General features: G+C 62.2%; 21 protein-coding genes and 1 tRNA gene. 17 read left to right on the plus strand and 5 right to left on the minus strand.

Annotated features, from left to right (window positions below; all coding sequences use genetic code 11):
• The first annotated feature begins 139 nt into the window (after positions 1–139).
• The 4 genes from AC5RTE_RS15175 to AC5RTE_RS15190 all read left to right on the plus strand — a co-directional run bounded on the left by AC5RTE_RS15175 (position 140) and on the right by AC5RTE_RS15190 (position 4,217).
• Positions 140–796: a TetR/AcrR family transcriptional regulator gene (locus AC5RTE_RS15175; protein WP_493993667.1), complete on the plus strand. Its 657-nt coding sequence runs from the start codon at positions 140–142 to the stop codon at positions 794–796.
• Between the two features lie 268 nt (positions 797–1,064).
• Entirely contained in the window at positions 1,065–1,979 is a 915-nt protein-coding gene (locus tag AC5RTE_RS15180) for an aldo/keto reductase (protein ID WP_494042213.1), read from the plus strand.
• 66 nt (positions 1,980–2,045) lie between these two features.
• On the plus strand, positions 2,046–3,890 hold the full coding sequence (locus AC5RTE_RS15185) for a glycoside hydrolase family 3 protein (protein ID WP_494042214.1): 1,845 nt from the start codon (positions 2,046–2,048) through the stop codon (positions 3,888–3,890).
• A 96-nt stretch (positions 3,891–3,986) separates the two neighbouring features.
• Positions 3,987–4,217 (plus strand): hypothetical protein, encoded by a 231-nt coding sequence (locus AC5RTE_RS15190; RefSeq protein WP_494042215.1) that lies wholly within the window; start codon positions 3,987–3,989, stop codon positions 4,215–4,217.
• 512 nt (positions 4,218–4,729) lie between these two features.
• Here AC5RTE_RS15190 and AC5RTE_RS15195 read toward each other — a convergent pair.
• Positions 4,730–5,518, minus strand: a complete 789-nt coding sequence (locus tag AC5RTE_RS15195; protein WP_494042216.1) for an SDR family NAD(P)-dependent oxidoreductase — start codon at positions 5,516–5,518, stop codon at positions 4,730–4,732.
• 276 nt (positions 5,519–5,794) lie between these two features.
• Between AC5RTE_RS15195 and AC5RTE_RS15200 the strand changes: the two genes are divergently transcribed.
• The 6 genes from AC5RTE_RS15200 (at position 5,795) to AC5RTE_RS15225 (ending at position 13,361) form a co-directional block, all read left to right on the plus strand.
• On the plus strand, positions 5,795–6,967 hold the full coding sequence (locus tag AC5RTE_RS15200; RefSeq protein ID WP_493993663.1) for an endo-1,4-beta-xylanase: 1,173 nt from the start codon (positions 5,795–5,797) through the stop codon (positions 6,965–6,967).
• A 217-nt stretch (positions 6,968–7,184) separates the two neighbouring features.
• A complete protein-coding gene (locus AC5RTE_RS15205; protein ID WP_494042217.1) occupies positions 7,185–8,075 on the plus strand; it encodes an aldose 1-epimerase family protein in 891 nt (296 codons plus the stop codon).
• Positions 8,076–8,270: 195 nt separating this feature from the next.
• Positions 8,271–8,927 carry a TetR/AcrR family transcriptional regulator gene (locus tag AC5RTE_RS15210; protein ID WP_493993660.1) on the plus strand — a complete coding sequence of 219 codons (657 nt, stop codon included), beginning with the start codon at positions 8,271–8,273 and terminating at the stop codon, positions 8,925–8,927.
• A 648-nt stretch (positions 8,928–9,575) separates the two neighbouring features.
• A complete protein-coding gene (locus AC5RTE_RS15215; RefSeq protein WP_494042218.1) occupies positions 9,576–10,850 on the plus strand; it encodes an endo-1,4-beta-xylanase in 1,275 nt (424 codons plus the stop codon).
• Positions 10,851–11,524: 674 nt separating this feature from the next.
• A complete protein-coding gene (locus tag AC5RTE_RS15220; RefSeq protein ID WP_494042219.1) occupies positions 11,525–12,652 on the plus strand; it encodes an L-talarate/galactarate dehydratase in 1,128 nt (375 codons plus the stop codon).
• Positions 12,653–12,662: 10 nt separating this feature from the next.
• Positions 12,663–13,361, plus strand: coding sequence for a FadR/GntR family transcriptional regulator (locus AC5RTE_RS15225; RefSeq protein WP_494042220.1), 699 nt, complete (start codon positions 12,663–12,665; stop codon positions 13,359–13,361).
• A gap of 58 nt (positions 13,362–13,419) precedes the next feature.
• Here AC5RTE_RS15225 and AC5RTE_RS15230 read toward each other — a convergent pair.
• Positions 13,420–13,502, minus strand: a tRNA-Leu gene (locus AC5RTE_RS15230).
• Between the two features lie 375 nt (positions 13,503–13,877).
• Here AC5RTE_RS15230 and AC5RTE_RS15235 point away from each other — a divergent pair.
• The 7 genes from AC5RTE_RS15235 to pknB are packed head-to-tail and all read left to right on the plus strand — an operon-like array spanning position 13,878 to position 23,370.
• Complete coding sequence (locus AC5RTE_RS15235; protein ID WP_494042221.1) at positions 13,878–14,621, plus strand: FHA domain-containing protein; 744 nt, start codon at positions 13,878–13,880, stop codon at positions 14,619–14,621.
• Positions 14,618–15,100 carry an FHA domain-containing protein FhaB/FipA gene (locus AC5RTE_RS15240; RefSeq protein WP_494042222.1) on the plus strand — a complete coding sequence of 161 codons (483 nt, stop codon included), beginning with the start codon at positions 14,618–14,620 and terminating at the stop codon, positions 15,098–15,100. The genes AC5RTE_RS15235 and AC5RTE_RS15240 overlap by 4 nt, the downstream gene beginning before the upstream one ends.
• 2 nt (positions 15,101–15,102) lie before the next feature.
• Entirely contained in the window at positions 15,103–16,812 is a 1,710-nt protein-coding gene (locus AC5RTE_RS15245; protein WP_494042223.1) for a PP2C family protein-serine/threonine phosphatase, read from the plus strand.
• A complete protein-coding gene (locus AC5RTE_RS15250) occupies positions 16,809–18,206 on the plus strand; it encodes an FtsW/RodA/SpoVE family cell cycle protein (protein ID WP_494042224.1) in 1,398 nt (465 codons plus the stop codon). Before AC5RTE_RS15245 ends, AC5RTE_RS15250 begins: the two co-directional genes overlap by 4 nt.
• Complete coding sequence (locus AC5RTE_RS15255) at positions 18,203–19,663, plus strand: peptidoglycan D,D-transpeptidase FtsI family protein (RefSeq protein WP_494042225.1); 1,461 nt, start codon at positions 18,203–18,205, stop codon at positions 19,661–19,663. The genes AC5RTE_RS15250 and AC5RTE_RS15255 overlap by 4 nt, the downstream gene beginning before the upstream one ends.
• Positions 19,660–21,393 (plus strand): serine/threonine-protein kinase, encoded by a 1,734-nt coding sequence (locus AC5RTE_RS15260; protein WP_494042226.1) that lies wholly within the window; start codon positions 19,660–19,662, stop codon positions 21,391–21,393. The genes AC5RTE_RS15255 and AC5RTE_RS15260 overlap by 4 nt, the downstream gene beginning before the upstream one ends.
• Before the next feature lie 15 nt (positions 21,394–21,408).
• Entirely contained in the window at positions 21,409–23,370 is a 1,962-nt protein-coding gene (gene pknB / locus AC5RTE_RS15265) for a Stk1 family PASTA domain-containing Ser/Thr kinase (protein ID WP_494042227.1), read from the plus strand.
• Positions 23,371–23,389: 19 nt separating this feature from the next.
• Here the strand turns inward: pknB and AC5RTE_RS15270 are convergent, their stop codons facing one another.
• Genes AC5RTE_RS15270 through AC5RTE_RS15280 form a run of 3 tightly spaced genes read right to left on the minus strand, consistent with a single transcriptional unit; the run spans position 23,390 to position 24,986 of the window.
• Entirely contained in the window at positions 23,390–24,031 is a 642-nt protein-coding gene (locus tag AC5RTE_RS15270; RefSeq protein ID WP_494042228.1) for an anthranilate synthase component II, read from the minus strand.
• Positions 24,028–24,198, minus strand: coding sequence for a hypothetical protein (locus AC5RTE_RS15275; RefSeq protein WP_494042229.1), 171 nt, complete (start codon positions 24,196–24,198; stop codon positions 24,028–24,030). Before AC5RTE_RS15275 ends, AC5RTE_RS15270 begins: the two co-directional genes overlap by 4 nt.
• 2 nt (positions 24,199–24,200) lie before the next feature.
• The gene (locus tag AC5RTE_RS15280; protein ID WP_494042230.1) at positions 24,201–24,986 is read right to left on the minus strand and encodes a class E sortase; all 786 of its coding nucleotides are present in this window, start codon (positions 24,984–24,986) and stop codon (positions 24,201–24,203) included.
• Positions 24,987–25,109 lie beyond the last annotated feature (123 nt).

Consider the following 25,109-nt stretch of genomic DNA (forward strand, 5'->3'; position numbering starts at 1 on the left):
GGGTGCCCGGCTGCGGGTCACCTTGGGTGTTCGTGATCATCATTACACGAAAACGGAACAGTTGCTACAATTTTGTTTAGGCAATTGAATTGGGTCAGGCGTTGTTCAGGCGCCGCGGCAGCTGAGTAAGGTCTCTAGCATGAGTGAACAGAAGAACGCCGGCGTTCGTGGTCCGTATGCAAAGTCGGCTCAGCGGGCCAGTGACATCCTCGATGCTGCCGCTACTGTGTTCGCCACGCACGGCTACCACGGCGGCTCGCTGCGTGACATCGCCCGTGCGCTGGACCTGAGCCTTACCAGCGTCGTTCACCATTTCGGGACCAAGTACGAGCTTCTCGAGGCGGTGCTCGAACGGGCCGACAGGACCACTCCTGGCAATGAAGAGTTCGACTTTGATGCAGCTTGCGCTGAGCGGGGGGTCGCGTCCGCCACCCTGGAACGGGTCCAGTCAAGCCTCGAGCGACCTGAACTGTTGCGTCTGTTTGCCATTCTGGCTGCCGAATCCTCCGCCCCCACACATCCTGCCCATGACTGGTTTGTCGCCCGGTACCGGCGCAAGGCGAAAGAACTCGCGGCCGCCTTCGCCCACGACCAGGCCGTTGGCCGAATCAGCCCGCACCGGGACCCGCACACTCTCAGCCGGCTGCTCATCGGGACCTGGGACGGAATACAGCTGCAATGGCTAATCGACCCAACCGCCGACATGACCAAATCCATGACAGCGTTCTTCGAATGGGCCCTTCCAGAAGCGATCCAGGATCTCCCGGGCGTTTCTGGCGCATCCGCAGTCAGGTGAACTCGCCAACTTTCAGGCCTCCGAGTTCAATGCCGTCTAGCCGGCGCCCGGTCCGGCTGGCCCCCAGGTACACCGTTGACCAGAAAAATGTAGCAGTTGTTCTGATTTCGTCGTAGGGTGGGCGCTGTCGCTTCTCCAGTCGCGACGACTGCACATATTTCAATGAGGAGATCCCCCACATGAACGGCTCCAAAAGGAATCACGCCAGAGTTGGGAAACCTGTGGAAGGCCCCGTGCGGCCTACCAAGGGCAGCAGAATGGCACGGGCGTGAAGGCACCATCCATTCTGACAATCGGCACTTCAAGTTTTGGTCGGGGCACCCGCCGCGATTCCGCCAGTGAAGCGCAGGCCGTGCGTTTAGCCGAGACCGCCCTCAGCGCAGGTCATGCGTACGTGGACACCTCGAACAACTATTCCGGGGGACGGTCAGAAGAAGTCCTGGGGATAGCAATGGCCCGACTCGGAAATCGCTGCTCCACCGGGGTGATTACCAAGGTCGATGCTGACCCAGACACCGGCCGCTTCGATCGGGACAGGGTCCTGGCCTCGTTTGAGGAAAGTATGTCCAGACTCGGGGTTGACCGGATACCCCTGCTGCACCTTCACGATCCTGACATGCTCACCATGGCAGAAGCCCTTGGACCTCGAGGCGCTGTCGAGGGACTGATCGAGCTGCGGGCGTCCGGCGTCGTTGATGCCATTGGCATCGCAGGTGGGCCCATACCCATGATGACCGCCTATCTCGAGACTGGAGAATTCGACGCCGTCCTCTGTCACAACCGGTACACGCTAATCGACCAGAGCGCCGAGACCCTATTCCAAGCAGCACGAGACCGCGACATGACCGTGTTCAATGCGGCGCCTTTCGGCGCCGGCATCCTGGCAACCGGGGCGCAACCCGGAGCACGGTACGCGTATCAGCCGGCAGGTGAGCACCTCACGTCGTGGGTTCGACGAGTTGAAGAGCTTTGCCGCGAACTCCAGGTGTCACTGCCCGCTGTATCCCTTGCCTTCTCACTAAGGTCCCCGCTAATTGATTCCACCGTGATCGGCGTTTCCTCGCCCGAACGAATCCTCGAGTTGGCCCGGCTGCGTGAAGAGGTCATCCCGGATCAATTTTGGGACGAAATCGCGGCGTTGGGTCCTGCTCCTTCGCCCATCCAGGACCCGGCCGTCCGATAGCCCCCTAGGGGCTGCATCGCCAATAAGCCTTGGTAACTCAGGTTGCCTACCCAGGAGAGAATCCATATGACCGATCTGGTTCTGTCAACCACACCTGACGGGGTTCCGTACCGTGATCTGAACAAGAACGGGATTATGGACCCCTTTGAGGACCCACGGAAAACACCCGAAGAGCGCACGGAGGACCTTCTCAGTCGGCTTTCGCTGGAGGAAAAAATTGGCCTCATGTTCCAGACCGTCATTGAATCTGGACCTGATGGCTCGTTGCTTGAGGAAGCTGGTCACATCAGCAAGTCACCGACGTCGGTAGTGGTTCTACGCAAGAATATGAACCATTTCAACGTGCACGGACTAGAGGACGCGCGTAAAGCCGCCCAGTGGAACAACGCCCTGCAGAGACTCGCTGCCCAAACGCCGCACGGAATTCCTGTGACAATCTCTACCGACCCCCGCCATGCGTTCGCCGAGAATGTCGGCGTCGGGTTTTCGGCAGGTCCGTTTTCGCAATGGCCAGAAGGGTTGGGGCTGGCCGCCATCGATGAGCCGGAAACTACCCGTCTCTTCGCGGAAATAGCCCGCACTGAATACACTGCGGTCGGAATCCGTTCGGCGCTTCATCCGCAAATCGACCTGGCAACCGAGCCTCGGTGGGGACGTCAGCTTCAAACTTTCGGATCCTGCGTGGATCGCGTTGTAGCCCATACCGCCGCGTATGTGGACGGCTTCCAAAGCGCCACGCTTGGCCCGGGAAGTGTTTCCTGCACGACCAAACACTTCCCGGGTGGGGGCCCCCAAAAGGACGGCGAGGATGCTCACTTCCCCTACGGTCGCGAACAGGTGTACCCCGCCGGCCGGTTCGAAGACCACCTTGCCCCGTTCAGGACTGCCATTGAGCACGACACCGCGGCCATCATGCCGTACTACGGCATGCCGATCGGACTTGAGATCAACGGGCAACCAGTAGAAGAGGTAGGTTTTGGCTACAACCGCCAGGTACTTCATGATCTCCTTCGCGAGGAGCTCGGCTTTGAGGGTGTCATCGTGACCGACTGGGAACTCGTTAACGACAACGTGATCGGCGACCAGGTCCTACCCGCCCGGGCGTGGGGGGTAGAACACCTCGACGCCCGAGGCCGGATGCTGAAAATTCTTGAAGCAGGAGCGGACCAGTTCGGTGGCGAAGAATGCGTCGAAATCCTCCGCGGCCTAGTCGATGAAGGTCTCGTCGCGGAATCCCGGATCGACGCCTCGGCTCGACGCCTGCTACTGGTGAAGTTCCGGCTCGGACTTTTCGACAACCCTTTTGTCGACGAAGATCTAGCCGACCGCATCGTCGGCAGTCCGGAACACCGTGCCGCAGGTGAGCTTGCTCAATCACGCTCCGTTTGCGTCCTCGAGAACAAGCTCCGCGGCACTGAGCCGGTCCTTCCAGTTGCACCGAACCAACGCCTCTACATTGAAGGAATCGATCCCGCAGTAGCCAGCATGTTCGGTACCGTCGTGTCCACACCAGATGAAGCAGACCTTGCAGTCATCCGAGTCGACGCACCATTCGACGCGCGAGACGACCTTTTCCTCGAGTCATTTTTCCACCAGGGAGGGCTCGAGTTCCGCCCTGGCCTCATCTATCGACTGGGTGCAATCGCCTCCCGCCTACCGCTGGTCGTCGATGTCGCTTTGGACCGCGCCGCAATCCTTACTCCTATCGCAACCATCGCAACAGCACTCACCGCTACCTTCGGGGTATCCGACCGTGCACTACTGCGGGTGCTCAGCGGCGAAATTACAGCAGTCGGACGCTTACCAATCGCCCTACCAATATCCATGGATGACGTCCGCACTGTCGCTGCGGACGCCGGCATAGCTGCCGAGGCATGTCTTTATCCGGCCGGACACAAGGCGCCTCAGTAAGCGCCTCTCTTACAACCACCGTCCACCGTTGCACCGTTCGCGTCGCCTTGAACGGCCGCAATCCGGTGCAGTGAGGTGCAGCGAAAGGAACACTGCATGAAAATTTCAGAGGTGGCAGTACCCGGCATGCTGGAGGTGCATGTCAAGGAAGCATCAGAGGTTGACATCGCTCTCGAAGAAGCCATAGCAGTCGTATTGAAGGCCGCGCTCCAACACCGTACAGGGATCCTTGTGACGCGGATCGAGGCCGGCAGATACATCGTACGGGCTCACCCCGCCGTCCCCTTTGGGCTGATCCGCCAGCGCCATGACGCATCAGGTAAGTAACCCCAAGAAGCAGTTTTGGAACACCCCTGTGACGGTCCCAGGCAGGTTCTTTCTCGGGTTGCGTGCCAAACCGTGCTGGGGAAATCGGCGTAAACCGAATTCCGCCGGAGCCAGGGCCCGAGCGTGATCGCTGGGATAAAAAGTGTCCGCACCGTTCCACAACAATCGTCAGGGACGGGGATTTGCCCGGCTGAAAGGCTGGCCCGCAGCTTTGTCTTCGGCCGCTGATGGCATTGTATTTGGTGACACGGGCTGGAAACCGGGTTTCCCGTCCTGTGCTGGAGGAGGGACATTGTGAGCTGACAAGACAACTCTTATGTGCCGGTCATCGACTTTTTCAACAACCCTCCTATGCAAGACGCCGTGGTGCTTCAACCACAGAATCGCGCCGTCCGCGGTGACGGCATCCACGATTCCTTGGTCCAAGAGGCGGTCTCTGTCCCAAACTTCCACCTTCAGACCCGTGACCACAGTCCAGTCGTCGACCGGCTTCCATGCTGCCCTCGACGGCATCACAACACAGACTTCATTTGTCGGCCGATAAAATCGGTGACTGTGCGGGATGAAATGCGCGAGGCAGCATCCAGCACCTTGGCGTCCTTTCCCACTAAGACTCGAAAGCTGCCCTTCTCCAGGCCCTGGATAATTTTGGCGGCAGTTGCTTCGGGTGTGGTGGCAGGTGCCTTCCTTCCTTTGGGATCAATTGCTTTGACCCCAGAGTTGCCGCTGATGTCGGTGCTGATGTTTCCCGGGAAAACAGTCGTAACGGCAACAGATGTGCCGCTCAGCTCCTGGTAAAGGCCCTCACTGAACTGCTTGACTGCTGCCTTTGTTGCTCCATAAAAAGTCTGGCCTGCAAAAGGCAACAACGCGGAGAGGCTGGAGATGTTCACGATTGCTGCCGCCGGCCGCTCCAGCAAAGCAGGCAGGAAGGTCTTACACATGTTCACCGTGCCCCAAAGGTTCACGTTCATAACCCGCTCAAAATCATCGAATGTCAGATCAGCCACCGGCACGAAGCGGTGGATGATACCCGCCACGTTGATAAGGCCATCGACCTGTCCGTGAACGCTGATCACGTCATCTAGTAGTGCCGCAACCGCATGACGGTCCGTCACGTTTGTTACGTGAGTACTCAGTTCGCCATCAGAAGCGGCCAGCGCCTTCGTCCCAGCCAGAGCATTAGCGCTCAGGTCAACGGCTGCGATTTTTGCTCCGCGACGAAGGAGCCCTAGAACCACCTGGCGGCCGATACCATTGCCGCCGCCTGTGACTACGAAGGTCTTGCCTTGAATCTGCATGTCATTTCCTTTTTTACAGAGTTCCGTGTGCTTTGAAGCTGTCCCCAAGGATAAACGAAATTGTTGCATGCGTCACAATTTCGAGATAACCTTTTGAGTACCGAAGCAGATCTCGGTGTCGTCGCCTTACCTGGGACCACGACGGAAATGGCACCGCTGCCCCCACCCCCGGGTCGGCAGCCATCGAGCGCATCAGTAGCTGGCTCGTACTTCGAGCAGTCGTCTGAGCGGCCGAGAGCGCCTTCGGCAGTCAACTACTCGAAGGAATACCCCCGAATGAAGACGAAAAAAACACTAGCCATGCTCGCGGCAGTCAGTCTTGGACTGACAATGTCGGCATTCTCTACCCAAAGTGCAACCGCCACAACACCGAGCCCAACCTCGGATGTGCATCTCGGGGAGGAGGGTATCGGCTCTCTTCGCGAGGAGGCAGCGAAAGCCGGGCTCATCATCGGATCCGGTTCTGTGAAGGGTATGACGTCAACGGCTGACGACCGGCCCTCTAACTATCTCTCTGACCCTAAGTACAGGGAGGTGCTGGCTGAGCAGTTCAACAGCCTGTCCCCCGAAAACGACATGAAGTGGAGATTCGTCCAGCCGCAGGAGGGTGTCTTTGAGTTCGAGGGGCTTGACCGGTTGGTCGCCTTCGCCGAAGAAAACGACATGGAGGTCAAGGGACACGGCCTAATCTCGTCTTGCTGTAACCCCGATTACCTTGTCGCGAAGACCAATGATCCGGTCGCGTTCCGTGCCGCTATGGTCAAGCACTTCAACGCAATCATGAAGCGCTATAAGGGCAAGATGGACCGATGGGATGTCGTAAGCGAGGCGCTGATGACGAACGGCGGTGGCCTTCAGCAAAACGATTTCTATAACGCCCTCGGCCCTGACTACATCGCAGAAGCATTCAGGATCGCGCACCGCGCGGACCCGAAGGCGAAGCTGTACCTCAACGAAAACCTGGTGGAGACAAACCCCGGGAAGCGGCAGGAACTGTACGACCTCGTCTCGGGTCTCGTCGCTGAAGGTGTCCCTGTCCACGGAATCGCCTTGCAGATGCACCAGACGATTCAGGGGCCTCCTCCTGGGGTCATCACCGAAATGTTCAACTTCTTCACCGGTTTGGGACTTGAAGTCTCCATCGCGGAACTGGACGTGCACACACTTGACCCCGTAACGCAGGCGCAAATTTACGGCGATGTGGTCACGGAGGCGCTCAACGCCGGGATCACCGAGATCAGTGTCTGGGGCTTCACGGACAAGCACCTCTACACCTGGCTTCCGGGAGCGAAGCCGTGCATCTTTGACGAGAATTACAACCCCAAGCCGGCGTACTTCGCCTTCCGCGACGCTCTGCGTAACTTCATTGCGAAGAAGACGCCACCCGCGCAGCCTGTAGGAACAGTACAAAACACCACGGACTCGGTCCTGTACTCGGCAACGCAGTAGAACCGTCAGCGAAACGACATAAAGCCCCTCTGTTCTGCTTCTAACAGGAGCGGACTTACACGCACACCGCGGCTTGACACCCCATAGGACAACGGCACTCGCATTGAGCGTCCGGAGCAATCATCGCTCCGGGCGCTCAGTGCTGCGGCGCTACCAAGCCAAGCAACCTGTTCATCACTACTTATAAGAGGGCTGAGGCCCCGGGTAAGGGTCAGTCGTGACCTCAATTGAACTGACAGCCGGTGATTACACCGCAGTTGTCGACACACTGGGAGCCACCCTTTGCTCGGTAACTCACCAGTCCAGGCACTTAATTCTGACTCAAATACCTGGAAGCGAAACAGTTGATTACCGGGGTGTTGTCTGCGTGCCATGGCCCAACAGACTGGCCGACGGCAGCTACCTATTCGAGGGAACCCGCTATAACGTTCCCGTTACGGAACCAGCACGCTCCACCGCACTTCACGGACTTGCTTACGCCCGCGAATGGCAAGTGCAAACCGTAAGTGCTGCTGAAGTGGTGCTGTCACTCCAACTTGGCACAGACCCCGGCTACCCATTTCAGGTGAGCGTCGAAGCACGCTATAGCCTCTCACCAACTGGCCTAAGCAGCCATATCCGAGCCATCAATACAGGCGATACACCAGCTCCTTTTGGATCTTGCCCCCACCCCTACTTAGTTGCGGGGGAAGGAAAAGTGGATGACTGGACTCTCCAACTTGATGCAGAACAATACATGACGGTCTCACCTGAACGTCTGCTGCCCACGGGGCTCACCGAAGCCAGCGCAGGTCCCTTTGATTTCCGCTCAGGACGAAAAATCGGAAGCACTGTCATCGATAACGCCTTTACTGGCGTCGCCGGCAACAACGGTCTCTGCGAAGTTCGACTAACAGCTCCAGACGGTCACGGCGTTCTTATGTCCTGGAACCCTTTCATCAAGTGGGTTCAAATTTGCACCGCAGATTTTGGCGACCGAGAACCTCGTGCAGGGTTAGCTGTAGAGCCAATGGACTGCGCTCCAGACGCATTCAATTCAGGCGCCGACTTGGTCGTTCTGCAGGGCAGGGAAGCCCACGAGCTTGAATGGAACTTGACGGCGATATGAGCGCTTCTCAAGGCACGCCCTGGTCGTTGGAAACCGAGCCAGGGCACCCGCGGTTTCAAAAATCATGGAGGGAAAGATTGTGTAAAAGCAGCGGGGCTTTGTAACGCACGGGCCGAAGTTCCACTAAGTACCCTCGTGAGCAGGCAGGTCAGGTGATGGTTCAGGCGCAGGGTGGCGCTTAGTAAGGTCTCTAGCATGAGGGAACAGAAGAACGCCGGCGTGCGTGGCCCGTATGCAAAGTCGGCTCAGCGGGCCAGTGACATCCTCGATGTTGCCGCTACTGTGTTCGCCACGCATGGCTACCACGGTGGCTCGTTGCGTGACATCTCACGGCAACTTGGCCTGAGCCTTACCAGCATCGCCCACCATTTCGGATCCAAGTACGAGCTCCTTGAGGCGGTGCTTGAGCGAGCGGACAGGACCACTCCTGGCTACGAGGAGTTCGACTTTGATGCCGCCTGTGCTGACCGGGGGGTCATGCCTGCCACCCTGGAGCGGGTTCAGTCGAGCCTTGAGCGACCTGAACTGTTGCGTCTGTTTGCCATTCTGGCTGCCGAATCCTCCGCCCCCACACATCCTGCGCATGACTGGTTTGTGGCCCGGTACCGGCGCAAGGCGAAAGAACTCGCGGCCGCCTTCGCCCACGACCAGGCCGTGGGCAGAATCAGCCCGCACCGCGACCCGCACACTCTCAGCCGACTGCTCATCGGCACCTGGGACGGGATACAGCTGCAATGGCTAATCGACCCAACCGCCGACATGACCAAATCCATGACAGCGTTCTTCGAATGGGCCCTTCCGGAAGCATTCCAGAATCCCCAGAGCATCCCGGGCCGGTCTGCCACCGAGTAGTTCAACCCAAGCTGCACCTGACATTGCTATGTCCACCTGGCGCCGTCACTTCTGCTGACGCCGCCAGAGGCACCACGATTCCAGTTCCTCCCGTTTCCGTGCATGGCCCAGGACCCCAAAGCCGACAGACTTGGCAGTGCATGCATTGCCTGGTCCGGCCAGCAGAAAGTGCGGCAAGTGTAGAACGAATCGATCACCCCTCCTTCCCCCTGAGCCGGACAGGAAAAGAAATTGTTGCACGCGTCACAATTTCGCTCTACCCTTTGAACACCGAAGCAAATCTCGGCGTTGTCGCCTTATCCGGCCACGGCGGGACTGGCACCGCTGCCCCCAACCCCCGGGTCAGCGTCCATGAGCGTATGAGTAAATGCTTCGTATTTCGAGCCGTCATCTTGCGGAGCCGAGCACGCTCTTGACTCCCAGCGGACCCTCTCGACATCAAATCACTGGACCGGGTCGTGCTACGTCCGCTAGATGAAGATGAAAAGTCAGGGAGTGGCACCTCACCAAGCACACCTACGAATGAAACAGGAACTTATGAAAGCGATAAGCAAAGTCGCACTCGCATCAGCAGTCAGCCTTACGCTGGCATTTGGGGCCACCGCGCCAGCTATGGCTTCCCCTGATACGGAACCAACAATCCGCCAGTTGGCTGAGCAAGCCGGCATCCTTTTCGGGTCCGGCTCGGTTAAGGCGTCCGAGTCCACGGCTGACGAGCGGCCGGCGAACTACTTCTCGGACCCCCGGTACGGGCAGGTCCTGGCAGAGCAGTTCAACAGCTTGTCGCCGGAAAACGAGTTCAAGTGGAACATGGTGCAGCCACGCGAAGGAGTCTTTGATTTCGAAGGTCTCGACCGGATGGTTGCGTTCGCGGAAGAACACGACATGGAGGTCAAGGCCCACAGCGGGATCTCCCGCTCGTTCAACCCTGACTACCTCGTGGCAAAAACCGATCCGGCCGAGTTCCGAGAGGCGGTCGTCGACCACTTCAACACCACCATGCAGCGTTACACCGGCAAAATGGACCGCTGGGACGTCGTCACGGAGATGTTCACGACCTTCGGGGGGGAAGGGCTCGAGCACAATCTGTTTTACGAGCGCCTCGGCCCCGACTATGTCGCCGAGGCCTTCAGGATCGCCCACGCCGCAGACCCGACCGCGAAACTCTTCATCAACGAGAACATGGTCGAGTACTACCCCGCAAAGCGGCAGGAGCTCTATGACCTGGTTTCCGGAATGGTAGCCGACGGAGTTCCTATCCACGGTGTTGCCTTGCAGATGCACGAAACATTCGTCGGTCCGGCCCCCGGCGTGATCACCGACATTGTGAACGACTACAGGGCCCTCGGACTCGAGGTGACAATCGCCGAACTGGACGTCCACACATACGACCCGATCTCGCAGGCGCAGATCTACGGTGACGTTGTCGCCGAAGCCCTCGCTGCCGGCATCACCGACATCAGCACCTGGGGTTTCACCGACAAGCACCTCTACACCTGGCTACCCGGCGCGAAGCCGACAATCTTCGATGAAGAGTTCAACCCGAAGCCGGCCTACTTCGCGGTAAGAGACGCACTGCAGTCCTTCGTGTACAACGACAGGGCACCGGGCAAGGGGAAACTGTCGAGCACGAGCGGATCCAGCAATGGGCTTCACGACGGCAACTACACCGTGACGATGAACCTGGCGAATGGAACACCGGGCAGCTACTACCGCCTGTACGAGAACGATGTTCTTGTCGCCGCTCAGCAGCTGAACGCTGTCGACGTGAAGACGCAGTCAGTAGAAACGTCCTTCACCGAGAAACCGGTGGGAACATACACCTACCGTGCCGAGCTCATCAACTCCGAAGGGGTGACCCAGACCACCACCACAAAGGTCAAGGTCAAGGACACAGCCCCGGGAAAGCCGGACAACAAGTAATTTCACCGCTCCTTGCGAACCTGCCGCGGGGCCCCGAGATCAGCGGGGCCCCGCGGCAGACACTCACCACTCGAGGAGGTGCCCATCGCCCAAAAGCGTGCCATCGAACAAATGACAGCCCAAAAGACGGAGCCCAGTGATTATCGCTGCGGGTTCCGCCTCCAAGAAAGGCAGGTTCCACCACAACTCGCTTAGGTGCACGATGTGGGCGACCTCGCAGACTCCATCCGTAGCGGTGAAGCGGCAGTAACAGGGAAGCACGAACTGCTAGCTGGACTACACCCCAACCTGACGTCAGGCGCCGTCGAATGCATTGTCAGGATTACACCGGATTAGCTGTTTCCGGACACTCCAATCAGGAAGTCCAAGACGTCAACCTGACACTTGGTCACGGGAGATCTGAGTGGCAGGTCATCAGCGACATGTAGGGGGATCGGTTACATGAGAGTCAAGACTGTGGACCAAGACCCCAAGTTCAGCCGATCAGATTCACCCACCTGATGGGCTGCACTAGGGAGGGCGACACCGTGGCGGGGCGTTCGCCGAAGCCGACCGGCACCAAGGCCCCTAAGAGCAGGAGACTGGAAAGGCCGAACAGCGCTTGTAGTACAAGTTAGCTGCTTGTACTATAAGAAGGCGGGCGAAGGAGCCCGGTCCCGCCCAAAGGAGAACCCATGAGTACCGTCGACCTGATCCGGCACGTCAAGCTGTCCACCGCCAAGCTCCCCCTGGCCGTACCCATCAGCGATGCCAAAGTCTTCACCGGCAGGCAGAAGCCGATGACCGAGGTGGTTTTCCTCTTCGCCGAGATCACCACTGAACAGGGCCACACCGGCGTCGGCTTCAGCTACTCCAAGCGCGCCGGCGGTCCCGCCCAGTATGCGCACGCAAAGGAAGTTGCCGAGGGAATCATCGGCGAGGACCCGAACGACATCGCCAAGATCTACACCAAGCTGCTCTGGGCCGGCGCCTCGGTTGGCCGGTCCGGCGTCGCCACCCAGGCCCTCGCCGCCATCGACATTGCCCTCTACGACCTCAAAGCCAAGCGCGCCGGTTTGCCCCTGGCCAAATTCCTCGGCTCCTACCGCGATTCCGTCCAGACCTACAACACCTCCGGCGGCTTCCTCAACGCCACGCTGGACGAGGTCAAGGCCCGCGCCACCCAGTCCATCAACGAAGGCATAGGCGGCATCAAGATCAAGGTAGGCCTGCCGGACAGCAAAGAGGACCTGCGCCGCGTCGCCGGCATCCGTGAGCATATCGGCTGGGATGTTCCACTGATGGTGGACGCCAATCAGCAGTGGGACCGCGCCACCGCCCTGCGGATGGGTCGCCAGCTCGAGGAGTTCAACCTCATCTGGATAGAGGAACCACTGGACGCCTACGACTTTGAGGGTCATGCGCACTTGGCCAACATGCTGGACACCCCCATTGCCACCGGTGAAATGCTCGCCTCCGTGGCCGAACACCAGGGCCTCATCAACGCCAACGGCTGCGACATCATCCAGCCGGACGCACCCCGCGTGGGCGGCATCACCCAGTTCCTTCGCCTCGCAGCCCTGGCTGACGAGCGCGGGCTGGGCCTCGCGCCGCACTTCGCCATGGAAATCCACCTGCACCTGGCCGCCGCCTACCCGCGCGAGCCGTGGGTCGAGCACTTCGACTGGCTCGATCCCCTGTTCAACGAGCGCCTCGAAACGAAGAACGGCCGGATGATCGTCCCCGACCGACCCGGTCTCGGTGTCACCCTCAGCGACCAGGCACGCGCCTGGACCACCGACTCCGTGGAGTTCGGCGCGTAACCTTGTTGCCATGAGCCGGAACCTCACTGCGGACCTCGCCGCTGACCTTCGCACCCGCATCGTCGACGGCGCCATCCAGCCCGGCGAGAAGCTGCCCAGCGAGAACACCCTCATTAACGACTTCGGCGTGAGCCGGACGGTTGTGCGGGCGGCACTCACCCGGCTCCAGGCCGAGGGACTTGTAGAAACTGAACGGGGGCGTGGCAGCTTCGCCCTCACCCCGCCGTCGGACGGGCCCCAGGCAGCACCCGGGGCCCGTCCCGTGGCCACCATGGAAGACCGCCTCCACCTGCTCGAGTTCCGGATGGGTGTGGAAACCGAGGCCGCGGCGCTGGCAGCAAGGAACCACACAGAGCGGCAATTGCGGGCTGTCACCGCCGCACTCGAGGAGTTCACCGCGAGTGCCGGCCATCCCGCGCACGCGATGAAGTCCGACTTCGACTTCCACCGGGCCGTGGCCGCCGCGTCGGGCAACCCCTTCTACTCCGACTGCCTGGCCGCCCTGGGCCAGACCATGATCGCCATGCCTCGCACCCGCCTGATGACCGGCGTCGAACACTATGCGCGCGATCACTTTGACCAGGTAATCCAGGAACACCGTTCCATTTCTGACGCCATCGCTGACGGTGACGAGGCTGCCGCGGCAGCTGCCATGCGCAGCCACCTCGCGAACTCCCGACGCCGGTTCAAGGCATCCTCGCGGCAGTAACCACTGTGCCGCCAAAGCAAAAGGGCCCCGGTCTGTTGACCGAGGCCCTTCATTTGCGTGCGCGAGGGGGGATTTGAACCCCCACACCCTTTCGGATACTGGCACCTGAAGCCAGCGCGTCTGCCGTTCCGCCACTCGCGCGCAACTTCTTTCACCGAATCCCGGCCGGTTTCCCGGACCGCAACCTTGTAAAAGCAGCGAGATCAAGCATAACGGACATTGGACGGAAAACACTAATTGAGGTCCCTGGGCACTGCCCTGCGGCGGGAAACCGGTGCCATAAACAGGACTTCGCCAGGGCCGGCAGCACCGGCGTCAAAGCACCACCATCAGCCCGAAACTGAACTTTTGGCAGCGCCCGGCCGTTGTGGATTAAGGTCATTCACAGGGGTGCCCAGTAGTATCTGATGTAGGAGTGACTGCTGGTCGCAGGCACACCGACGGCTTGAGAACCGCACTGCAGGTGAACTTACGGAACGAGAACTGCCCCGCATCCGGGGGGAAAGGAGAAGAACCATGGGTCTGCTGGACAAAGTCGAGCGCGGCATTGAAAAGGCCGTCCGCGGCGTCTTCTCCACCGGTTCACGCGCCCAGGTTGAACCCGTCGAGATCGCCAGCAGGCTGCGCCGGGAAGTGGACCACCGGTCCCTCACCGTATCCGCGGGCCGCACCCTGGTGCCCAACGTGTTCGACGTCCAGCTCAGCGAAGAGGACTTCCGGCGGGCCCAGGAATGGGGCACGCCACTGGCCGAGGAACTCTGCGACGTTGTTATCAACCATGTCCGCAGCCAGGGCTACACCCTGCAGGGTTCGGTGCGCATCTCCTTCCGCCGTGACGCCGAACTTCGCGCCGGTGACTTCGAAATCATCTCCTCAACCGAGAAATCCGCGGGAACCCCGGGGGGTCCTGCGCCCCGTCCGAACCTTCCCGCCGCCCCCAGCCGCCAGCCAGTCCGCCTGCAGCCTGTCCTGGACATCGACGGCCAGCGGTATTCCCTCAATGCCCCCTCCATCGTGCTGGGCAGGTCCTCCGACGCGGACATCCTGGTTGAAGACACCGGCGTTTCCCGCCGTCACCTTGAGATCCGGACCGCCAACGGGGTCACCAGCGCAGTGGACATGGGCTCCACCAACGGGAGCTATGTGAACGGACATCGGGTCTCCGGAAGCACCGAGCTCACTGACGGCTCCACCATCACGATGGGACGGACAAAGATCATCTTCCGCCTGCTTCCTGCCGGCCCTGGCGGTCAGGCATGAGCGAACTCACCATCACCGCCCTGCGGTTCGGCTTCCTGCTCCTGCTCTGGGTGCTGATCTTCAGCATCGTCTCCGCAATGCGGCGCGACCTCATGGTGGGCCGCAAGGCCGCAGCAGGCGCCCCCACCGCCCGGCAGGTCCGCAAGAACCCCGAACTTGCCGAAGAAGCGCCTCAGCCCGTGAAGCAGCAGGCCCGGCAACTGGTAGTTGTCGAAGGCCCGCTCAAGGGGCGAACCCTCCCCCTGGCCGCGAGCCCCATCCTCCTCGGCCGCGCCCAGGAGGCCACCCTGGTTCTGGAGGACGACTACGCCTCCGGCCGTCATGCCAGGTTGTTTCCCCAAGGCAGCCGCTGGTTCATCGAGGACCTGGGCTCCACCAACGGCACCTACCTGGCGGACCAGCAACTGACCCGTGCCCTGCCCGTTGAGCTTGGCGTACCCGTGAGAATCGGCAAGACGGTCATCGAATTGAGGCCATAGCCGTGGCCGCCCCGCAAAGTCCCGCACCCGGCCCCAAACCGGCGCCGCGGCCCCTCATCATGCGCTTCGCCGCAAGGTCCGACGTCGGCAGGATCCGCTCCAAGAACGACGATTCCGCTTACGTCGGCCGCCATCTGGCCGTAGTCGCCGACGGCATGGGCGGCCATGCCGGCGGTGACGTTGCCTCTGCCGCCACTGTCCTGGACATGATCCACCTGGACCACGGGAACTACACCGGGGACGCCGCCACCACCCTGGCCGATGAAATCCAGACCGCGAACTCGCTGCTGTCCGAGCTGGTGCACATCAACCCCAAGCTTGCCGGAATGGGAACCACGGTCACGGCGCTCCTGCTCGCCGAGGGAAAGCTGCACTTTGCCCACATCGGTGATTCCCGCGCATATCGCCTGCGGAACGGGAAATTCGAGCAGGTCAGCGTCGACCACACCTTCGTCCAAAGACTCATCGACGAGGGACGGCTCCGGCCGGAGGAAGCCGAAACCCACCCGCACAAAAACGTCCTGATGCGCGTCCTGGGCGACGTGGACGCCAGCCCTGAGCTGGACCTGGACACCTTGGAAGTTGAGCCCGGCGAACGCTGGCTCCTCTGCTCCGACGGGCTCAACTATGTTGCCGGGCACGCCGTGGAACGGACTGTGCGCGAAACCAAGGATCTCCGCGAGTGCGTGGAGACCCTCGTGGAGCTCACCCTCGAGGCCGGTTCCCCGGACAACGTCACGGTGGTGATGCTGGAGATCGTGGAGGAAACGCCCGACGACGTCAGCACGGCCGCCGTCGACGTCATTCCCTCCCACGAAGTCACCAAAGCCGCTGCCGTGGCAAAAAGCGCGGGCTCCCCTGCCGCCAAGGCACCCGATTCGGTTGACCCCGCCAAACCCTCCGCCGGCACCCCTGGAGAACCAACCGCCGCCAGTGCAGCAAGCCCAAGCGCCAAGGACCCGGCAGAATCAGGGGAAGGCAGCAGTAACTCTGATTCCTCTGCCGCGGGGGCCACGGACCCCCACCTCGGCGAGCATCTCTCCGCCGAAGTCCTCCGCGACGAACTCGCGTCCCGTCCGCACGAACTCGTGGGAGCGGCCGCCACAGCTGCTGAATCCGGCTCCATTCCCACCATCGCCGGCCGCACCGTTGCACGCCGCGCAGCGACGCTCCTCACCCACAAGGCCGAACCGCAAACAAGTGACCCGGTTGACACCGTGGTGCCGCTCAAGCGGCGGAGGTGGCTGACCTGGTCCATTGCCGCGTCCGTACTGCTGGTCCTCACCGTTGGACTGTGGCTCGGGTACGCCTGGACCCAGACCCGGTACTACGTGGGCGAGTTCGATGCCCGGGTGGCAATATTCAACGGCGTCTCCCAGCGCCTGGGTCCCATCCAGCTCTCCAGCCTGGAAACCGTCACCGAGATCCGGATGGACTCGCTGCCGGTGTTTTCGCAGCAACGCGTCCGCCAGACCGTCCCCGCCCAGGACCTCTACGACGCACAGCGCATCGTAAAAAACCTCGAACTGACCGGCACCACCTCTCCTGAAGACGAGTGCCTGCCGCCATCTGCCTCCCCCGGAGCCTCGGTGCCCCCGAGCGCTCCGACCACGGGCACACCGACACCGACACCTGCCCCTGACGCCTCGGCGGCTCCTGCGGGCCCGTCCCCCACACCCAGTCCCACAGTTACCTGCGAGGTGGGCCAATGAGCCAGCTCAGTACCACGCCCAAACCCCGCCGCAATGTTGAACTCGCATTGCTCCTCCTGGCCCTTGCGGTGGGCATCGGGGCCAACATGCTGGTGGGAGTGGACCAGGAAAAAGCGTTCGATTCCGACTTCTGGTTCCAATCGAGCCTCCTCGCCCTGGCCGCCCTGGTTTTCCACGGCGTGCTCCGCTTCCGCGCGAAATATGCAGACCCGGTAATACTTCCCCTGGTGGTTGCCCTTAACGGGATCGGTTTGGCAATGATCCACCGCCTCGACGCCCCCGGCGACGATACCGGCAACAACCAGCTCCGGTGGACCCTTATTGCCATGGCCGTGGCCATTGCAGTGATCTGGTTCCTCAAAGACCATCGCATCCTGCGCAAGTTCACGTTCATCTCGCTGGCCGCAAGTGCCCTTTTGCTGGTCTTGCCGCTCATTCCGGGCATCAGTGCCGGCGAAATCCTGGGTGCCCGGGTGTGGATCCGGCTCGGCCCCATGACGTTCCAGCCGGGTGAAGTCGCCAAGATTACGCTGGCCATATTCTTCGCTGGTTATCTATCGTCCAACCGGGACCTGATCCTGTTGGCCGGCCGGAAGATAGGCCCGATGCAGTTTCCGCGGTTCAAGGACATGGGCCCCATGATCACCGCCTGGCTGGTGAGCATCGGCGTCCTCATCTTCCAGCGCGACCTTGGCTCATCCGTCCTGTTCTTCGGCCTGTTCATCGTGATGATCTACGTGGCCACCAGCCGCATCAGCTGGGTGGTCATCGGCCTCGCCCTCATTGTTGGCGGCGGGTTCGCGGCATCCCGCGTCTTCTCGCACGTTGAACTGCGCATCAGCGGCTGGTTGAACGCCTTCACCCCGGAGGTCTACGACCGTTTCCCCGGCGGCAGCCGCCAAATTGTCCAAGGGCTCTTCGGCATGGCCAACGGCGGCCTGGTGGGGACCGGACTCGGCCAGGGCCGTCCTGATCTCGTTCCCTTTGCCAACAGCGACATGATCATCGCCTCCCTCGGTGAAGAACTGGGCCTGGTGGGACTCTTCGCCATCGTCCTGATGTACCTGCTGCTCTTCACCCGCGGTTTCCGGGCGGCCCTTGGCACCCGTGACGCGTTCGGCAAGCTCCTGGCCTGTGGCCTCTCCTTCGCCGTGGCGCTGCAGTGCTTCGTGGTCATCGGCGGCGTCACCAGGCTCATCCCGCTGACCGGCCTCACCACACCGTTCCTGGCCGCCGGCGGTTCCTCGCTGCTGGCCAACTGGATCATCGTGGGCCTGCTCCTCATGATTTCCCACACCGCGCGCGGTCCGGTGGACACCACCCCCCTGCCTCCTGCAAAGGGCGCGGAATCCGTGGGCATTGATACTCCTACCGAGGCGGTGAAGCACCTGTGAACCAGGCAATACGGCATTCATGGGTCGCGGCGATTGCCATGTTCGCCCTCATCTTCGGGGCCATCAGCTACGTTCAAGTGGTTGGCGCTGAAGAACTCGAAAACAACCCCTGGAACCAGCGCGCCATTTTGCAGAACTACTGCAATGACCGCGGCGCGATTGTGGTTGCCGGAACCCCGGTGGCGGAATCGGTGGAAAGCGGGTCCGAGACCTGCGCATACCAGCGGACCTACCCGCAGCCGGAACTTTACGCAGGGATTACCGGCTACTTCTCACAAACCCACGGCAGCACCGGCCTTGAACAAGGCATGGGCGAGGAGATGGCCGGCAATTCCGACCAGCTCTTCCTGGACCGGGTAGGGCAGCTGTTCCTCGGCAACCAGCCCAAGGGTGTCTCGGTGGAACTCACCATCGATCCCGAAATCCAACGGCTCGCCTATGACCTGATCCCGGACGGGCAGCGTGGTTCAATTGTGGTCACCAACCCCAAGACCGGGGCAATCCTGGCCATGGTGTCCAAACCCTCCTACGACCCCAACCTGGTGGCCACGCAGGATATCAGCGCTGAAACTGCCAACATGAGCGAACTCGTGAAGGTTCCGGGCATCAACCTGAACCAGAACGTCAGCGGACCCACCGGTGAACTGCTCGCACCGGGCTCCGTCTTCAAACTCGTTGATACTGCCGCAGCCCTGGAGTCCGGCAAGTACAACAAGGACAGCGAGCTTCCCAACCCGGCCGAGATGCCTTTTGAGGGCATCCAGTACCGGCTCCCCAACTACGCCGGGGGCAACTGCTACACCCGGGACACCGCGGACTTCGCGTTTGCCCTGCAGCAGTCCTGCAACACCCCATTTGCCAGCATCGCCCTTGACCTGGGCCGCGACGCCATCGCCGAGCAGGCCAAGAAGTTCGGTTTCGGCGAGGACATGGGCGACCAGTTGAAGCTCGGTTACGCCCGCGAGAACTATTTCCCGGACGATCTGGACGCTCCGGGGCTTGCCCAGTCCGCCATCGGGCAGCGTGATGTTCGCGCCACACCCCTGCAGGTGGCCCTGATGACCGCGGCCATCGCCAATGACGGCGTGCAGATGAGGCCCAACCTGATCAAGACCCTGCGCTCCCCGGACCTTCGTGTCGTTGATGAACCGAAACCGGAAGCGTTGCGCACCTCCACCACCCCCGAGATCGCCAACCAGATCACCGAATGGATGACCAGTGCGGTCAGCCAGGGCATCGCCAACAGGGCAGCGGTACCCGGAGTCCAGGTGGCGGGCAAAACCGGTACCGCAGAGCTGGGCAACGGCGTGAACAACTCCTGGTTCACCGGCTTTGCTCCGGCAAACAATCCGCAGGTGGGTGTCACGATCGTTATGGAGGGCGTTGACATCACCACCGGCGCGCAGCTTACGAGTCCTAACGCGAAGAGAATTTTTGAGGCGGTGTTGAATAAGTGAGGCCTACAACGGGAATCACCCTCGGCGGCAGATTTCAGCTGACCACCCGGATCGCGATCGGCGGCATGGGTGAAGTCTGGAAAGCCAAAGACCTTGTCCTGGGCCGCATCGTCGCCATCAAGGTGCTGAAGGAGGAATACACCGGGGATCCGGGGTTCCTTCAGCGCTTCCGTGCCGAGGCCCGCCACACCGCCCTGCTCAACCACGTGGGCATCGCCAACGTTTTTGACTATGGCGAGGAAGAGGGCTCGGCCTACCTGGTCATGGAACTGGTGCCGGGCCAGCCCCTCAGCGCCATCATTGAACGTGAGCAGGTGCTCTCCCCGGACCGTACCCTGTCCATCATCGCCCAGACCGCCCGGGCCCTTGCCGTTGCCCATGCCCAGGGACTCGTACACCGCGACGTTAAGCCGGGGAACCTGCTCATAACCCCTGATGGTCGGGTGAAGGTCACCGACTTCGGCATTGCCCGCCTTGCGGACCAGGTGCCCCTGACCCAGACAGGACAGGTGATGGGTACTGCCCAGTATCTGGCTCCTGAGCAGGCCACCGGCCAGACCGCCACGGGTTCATCAGACATCTACTCGCTCGGTGTCATCGGCTACGAGTGCCTTTCCGGGCACCGGCCGTTCTCGGGCGAATCCCAGATTGCCATCGCCCTGGCCCAGGTCAACGATGCGCCGCCGCCGCTGCCGGAATCGCTTCCCGCCCCGGTGCGCGCCCTCCTGATGTCCATGCTCGCCAAGGATCCAAAGGACCGCCCGGCCAACGCCATCAAACTTGCAGAAGCCGCGGAAGCCATCAGGAACGGAGACATCAGCGCCGCGCGCGCCGCCGTCCCGGGCATGCTCCTGTTCGACGCAGACACGGGTCCCATTACGGCCCCCGTGGACACCACAACTGCCCCCACGGGTGTGATCGGTGCCCAGCGGGACAGTTCCCCTACTCCCACATCTGCGTTGCCGGTGGTTGGTGCCGGCGCTGCCGGCGCTGCGGCGGGAATTGCGGCCGGTGCAGCAGGTTCCCCGGCCACCGACGCCGGCGAACCGCAGGGAACGCTCGCCAGGGCCAATGCCCTCGCCGCCGAGCGGAAATGGGTACCGGAAGAAACAACGTACGACGACGAGCCCGCCGACGAGCCCCGGCGCAAGGGCCGCAGCCCCTGGACCTGGCCCCTGATCGCCCTGGTCCTGTTGCTCCTCTTCGCGCTGGCAGGGTTCCTGGTCAACCAGCTTGGCGTCTTCTCACCGTCCGGCAACCCCTCATCCAGCGCGCCGGCCACCAGCGCCCCGGCCACGTCGGCCACCCCCACCCGGACAACGCCGACGGCCACTCCCACCCAAGCCCCCACCACGCCTGCGCCTACCACGCCCGCTGCGCCGGAAACCGTGAACATCATTCCTGAGGCTTACCTGGGGAAGGACTACCGGACTGTCCAGTCCCAGCTGTCCGCGCTCAACCTGGACGTCACGGTGCAGCCGCAAGTGGATGCGAACTCGGCTCCCAACTCGGTGATCGCCTTGTCCCGCTCAGGCCGGGTTGAAGTGGGATCCCCCGTAACAATCACGTACGCAGTGCCACCCCCGCCGGCACCCACCACCACCTCCCCGGCCCCGACGCCGACACCCGCACCCACAACCTCTTCCGTGGCAGCACCAACACCACAGTCGCCCCTGCCCGGCTGCACCCCCGGCCAGCTGCCTGGCGTACCCCCGACCTGCCGGCCGTAACAGCCAGGACGCCCAATGAACGAGTCAGCGCGCACACCGTTGCACCGTGAGGACAACCTTCCGGTGGATAACCAGCGTGTCCTGAGCGGACGGTACGAGCTGGGGGGCCTCATCGGCCGGGGTGGCATGGCGGACGTCTACCAGGGCCTCGACACCCGGCTGGGGCGGACCGTGGCCGTCAAGCTGTTGCGCCCGGACCTTGCGCGGGATCCCCAGTTCCAGGCGCGCTTCAAGCGTGAAGCCCAGGCCGTGGCTGCACTGAACCACCCTTCCATCGTGGCCATTTACGATACGGGTGAGCACCTCGTCCACGACGGATCGGATGACAACGTCCGGGTGCCGTACATCGTGATGGAATTCGTTGCGGGCAAGACCATCCGGGACCTCATTCGGGCCAATGACGTCACCATTGCCCAGGCTATTGATTACTGCCTGGGAGTACTCGCAGCGCTGGAGTACAGCCACAAGGCCGGCATCGTGCACCGGGACATCAAGCCGGCCAACGTCATGTACTGCGAGGGCACGGACTCGGTCAAGGTCATGGACTTCGGCATCGCCCGTGCCATCGCCGATTCCTCAGCCACCATGACCCAGACGCAGGCCGTGGTGGGGACGGCACAGTACCTTTCGCCGGAGCAGGCCCGCGGCGAAACAGTGGACGCCCGCAGCGACCTCTACTCCGCCGCCTGCCTCCTGTATGAAATGCTGACCTCCCGCCCCCCGTTCATTGGCGACAGCCCGGTATCCGTTGCCTATCAGCATGTACGTGAAATCCCGGCACCAGCCAGCAGCCTGAACCCGGAGATTTCCCCCGCGCTGGACAGCGTTCTGGCGAAGGCACTGCAGAAGAACCGTGACGACAGGTTCCAGGACGCCGCCGCCTTTATGCGTGCACTGCGGGCTGCCAGGGCCGGTGTCCCTGTTGCCGCTGTTTCCGCCTCAGAGGCGCCCACCGATCCCAACGACTATGTCCCGGCGCCGGCCCCCGCCACTGAAGCGTTTGCGGTGACCCAAGGGAGCTTCCTGGACGACGCCCCCACCGGCCGGCTCGCTGCTGTCAGTGCGCTGGTGAACGACGACGGCCGCCCCGTTTCCGCCGCCCAGGAACCCTTTGGCCGTGATGACTTACCTCTCGGTTTGCCTCCGGAACGCGAGCGGACGGCGCGCCAGAAGTCTCGCCGTCGTGCATGGATCTCTACCCTGGTGATCTTCACCGTCCTGGTCCTGGCAGGCGGCGCACTGTGGCTGTATACCGTCGTTAACCGCCCGGCACCGCCGCCGCCCAAGGTTTCAATTCCGGCGGTGGCGGCCATGACCGAGTCCGCCGCGCTGCAGGAGCTCTACGGCGTGGACCTGGAACCCAGGATTGTTCGCGCCCAGCACGACACGGTACCTAAAGGCACCGCCATCGGAACGGATCCGGCCTCCGGCACCGCCATGGACCCAGGCTCCGAGGTGGTCCTGAACATCTCCGAGGGACCCAGCGCCGTCAAGATTCCGGACACCCTGCCGGGCAAGACGGAAGCCGCAGCCCGGGACATGCTGCGCCAGATTGGTTTGGTGGGCGCCCCCTCCACAACGACCGCGAACAGCGCCACCGTCCCGGCCGGCATCGTGATCACCACGAGCCCTGCCCCGGGACAGAGCGTGGGTGTGGGCACAAGCGTTGAGCTGGTGGTTTCCACCGGCAAGGTGGCAGTGCCGGAACTTCGCGGACGGACGCGGGAAGAGGCAGAAGCCGCTCTGAAGGAACTGGGTTTGGTGCCGGCCGTCGTCGAGGCGGAAAACGCCCAGGTGGAGCCGGGCAGGGTCACGGATCAGAGCGACGCCGTGAACGCCGCGGTGGAACAGGGCAAGACCGTTACCCTCGTTGTGGCCAAGGCTCCACCTCCGCCACCGCCATCACCCACCGCCACGCCGACACCTGAACCGACTCCCACGCCAACGCCCACGGAGACGTCGCGCAGGCGGGGCTGACGCCCTCTTTTGGGACGGGTCAGTGCTGGATGAGGGGGCTCAGCTTTGCTGCCCGCGCAGCCGCGCCCTTCATGCCCAGTGACTCAAGCCAGTTGCCCAGCATCTGGTAGCCGCCTTCCGTCAGCACGGACTCCGGGTGGAACTGCACGCCGCACAGGGGCGCGGTCCGGTGCTGGAGGCCCATCACCACTCCGGTGGCGGTCTGGGCGGTTACTTCCAGGACGTCCGGAAGCGTGTCCCGGACCGCAGCCAGCGAGTGGTAACGGGTGGCCGTGACGGGGGAGGGGAGTCCCGAAAAGACGCTGGTTCCAATGTGTTCCACCAGCGAGGTCTTGCCGTGCATCAGCTCGGGTGCATGGGTCACTTTGCCCCCAAACGCTTCCGCCAGCGCCTGGTGTCCCAGGCACACACCGAACATAGGGACGCTGTTCTCGCCGCACCAGCGAATGAGTTCGATGCAGACACCCGCTTCGGCCGGGTTGCCCGGGCCTGGTGAGATGAGCACGCCGTCCCGGGTACCGGCCAGTTCAATGGCCTCGGCCAGGGTGACGTCGTCGTTGCGGACCACAGTGGTTTCCGCGCCGAGCTCCTGGAGGTAGCCCACAAGGGTGTAGACGAAGCTGTCGTAGTTATCCACCACGAGGATCTTGGTTGTGGTCATGGCTGGCTTGCTGCACCAATCGTTGAGTCGGTGAACTGGGTGTACTCGGACATCCACGGAAAAAGGAACTGAACCATCAATACCAGTGCGGCGGCGATGAGCACCAGCGACGTGAGGATACGGAGCCACAATGGCCCCGGCAACTGGCGGAAAATCCAGCCGTACATACTCAACCCCTTCCAACCGTTGCAGCCACCCGGGCTGCTATTTCAGCGGGCGGGCCGGCGGACGCAGGGCGCCAGCTGTCCAGCAGGGCATAGGCGATGATGCGTTCTTCCGCCCCAAACCGGGGGTTGCAGCTGGTCATGGTGAGGAAGCTTTCCGTGGGGGTGACGCCCGGAAGGGTGGGCACCGGTTCCAGGACGTCCGACCGCGAGGGCATCACAATCTGGTTGTTGCGGAAAACATACACGTAGTAGCCGTCCTTGGTCTGGACGTAGATCTTGTCCCCGGGCACCAGGGTGTGGATGTTGTCCAGGACAGCGCCGTGGGTCTGGCGGTGCCCGGCGACAGCAAAGTTGCCCACTGCTCCGGGCATGGCCGTGTTGGTGTAGTGCCCCAACCCCAGGGTATCCAGCACGTCCCCGGTGGTGCCCTGGACGATGGGCCGGGTGTAGGACTCGCCGAACCGGGGGATGTACATGATCCCGATCGTGCCGGCGTGGCCAGGCGCGGTTCCCACGACGGGAGGGCCAAAATCCTCAGGTGCTGCAGGGGCTGCGGGCGTATCCGGGACCGGTGCGGCGGTGCCGAGATCCTGGGCGAACTCCTTGATGACTTCGCTTTGCTTCGCGTCGGATTCGACGTTGGTCCACCACAGCTGCCAGGCGACAAAGAGCAGCAGGATCACACCGGCGGTAATCAGCAGCTCGCCCACCACCTGGATTGTCCCGCGCAGTATGACGACGCCGGGAGCCGGCGCAGCGGCGGGCCTCGCCTTCTCCTGCAGTACCACGGGTTCTCCTCGGGGCGTGTGCCATGGGCGTTCGTAACCCTTGGCTACGGCTAGAATTGGCTGCTAGTAAGAATCCAGATTTGACCAAGATCGCGCAGACCGCTGGCAGCTTCCTTCTTGCAG

Source organism: Arthrobacter sp. K41, assembly GCF_059089645.1.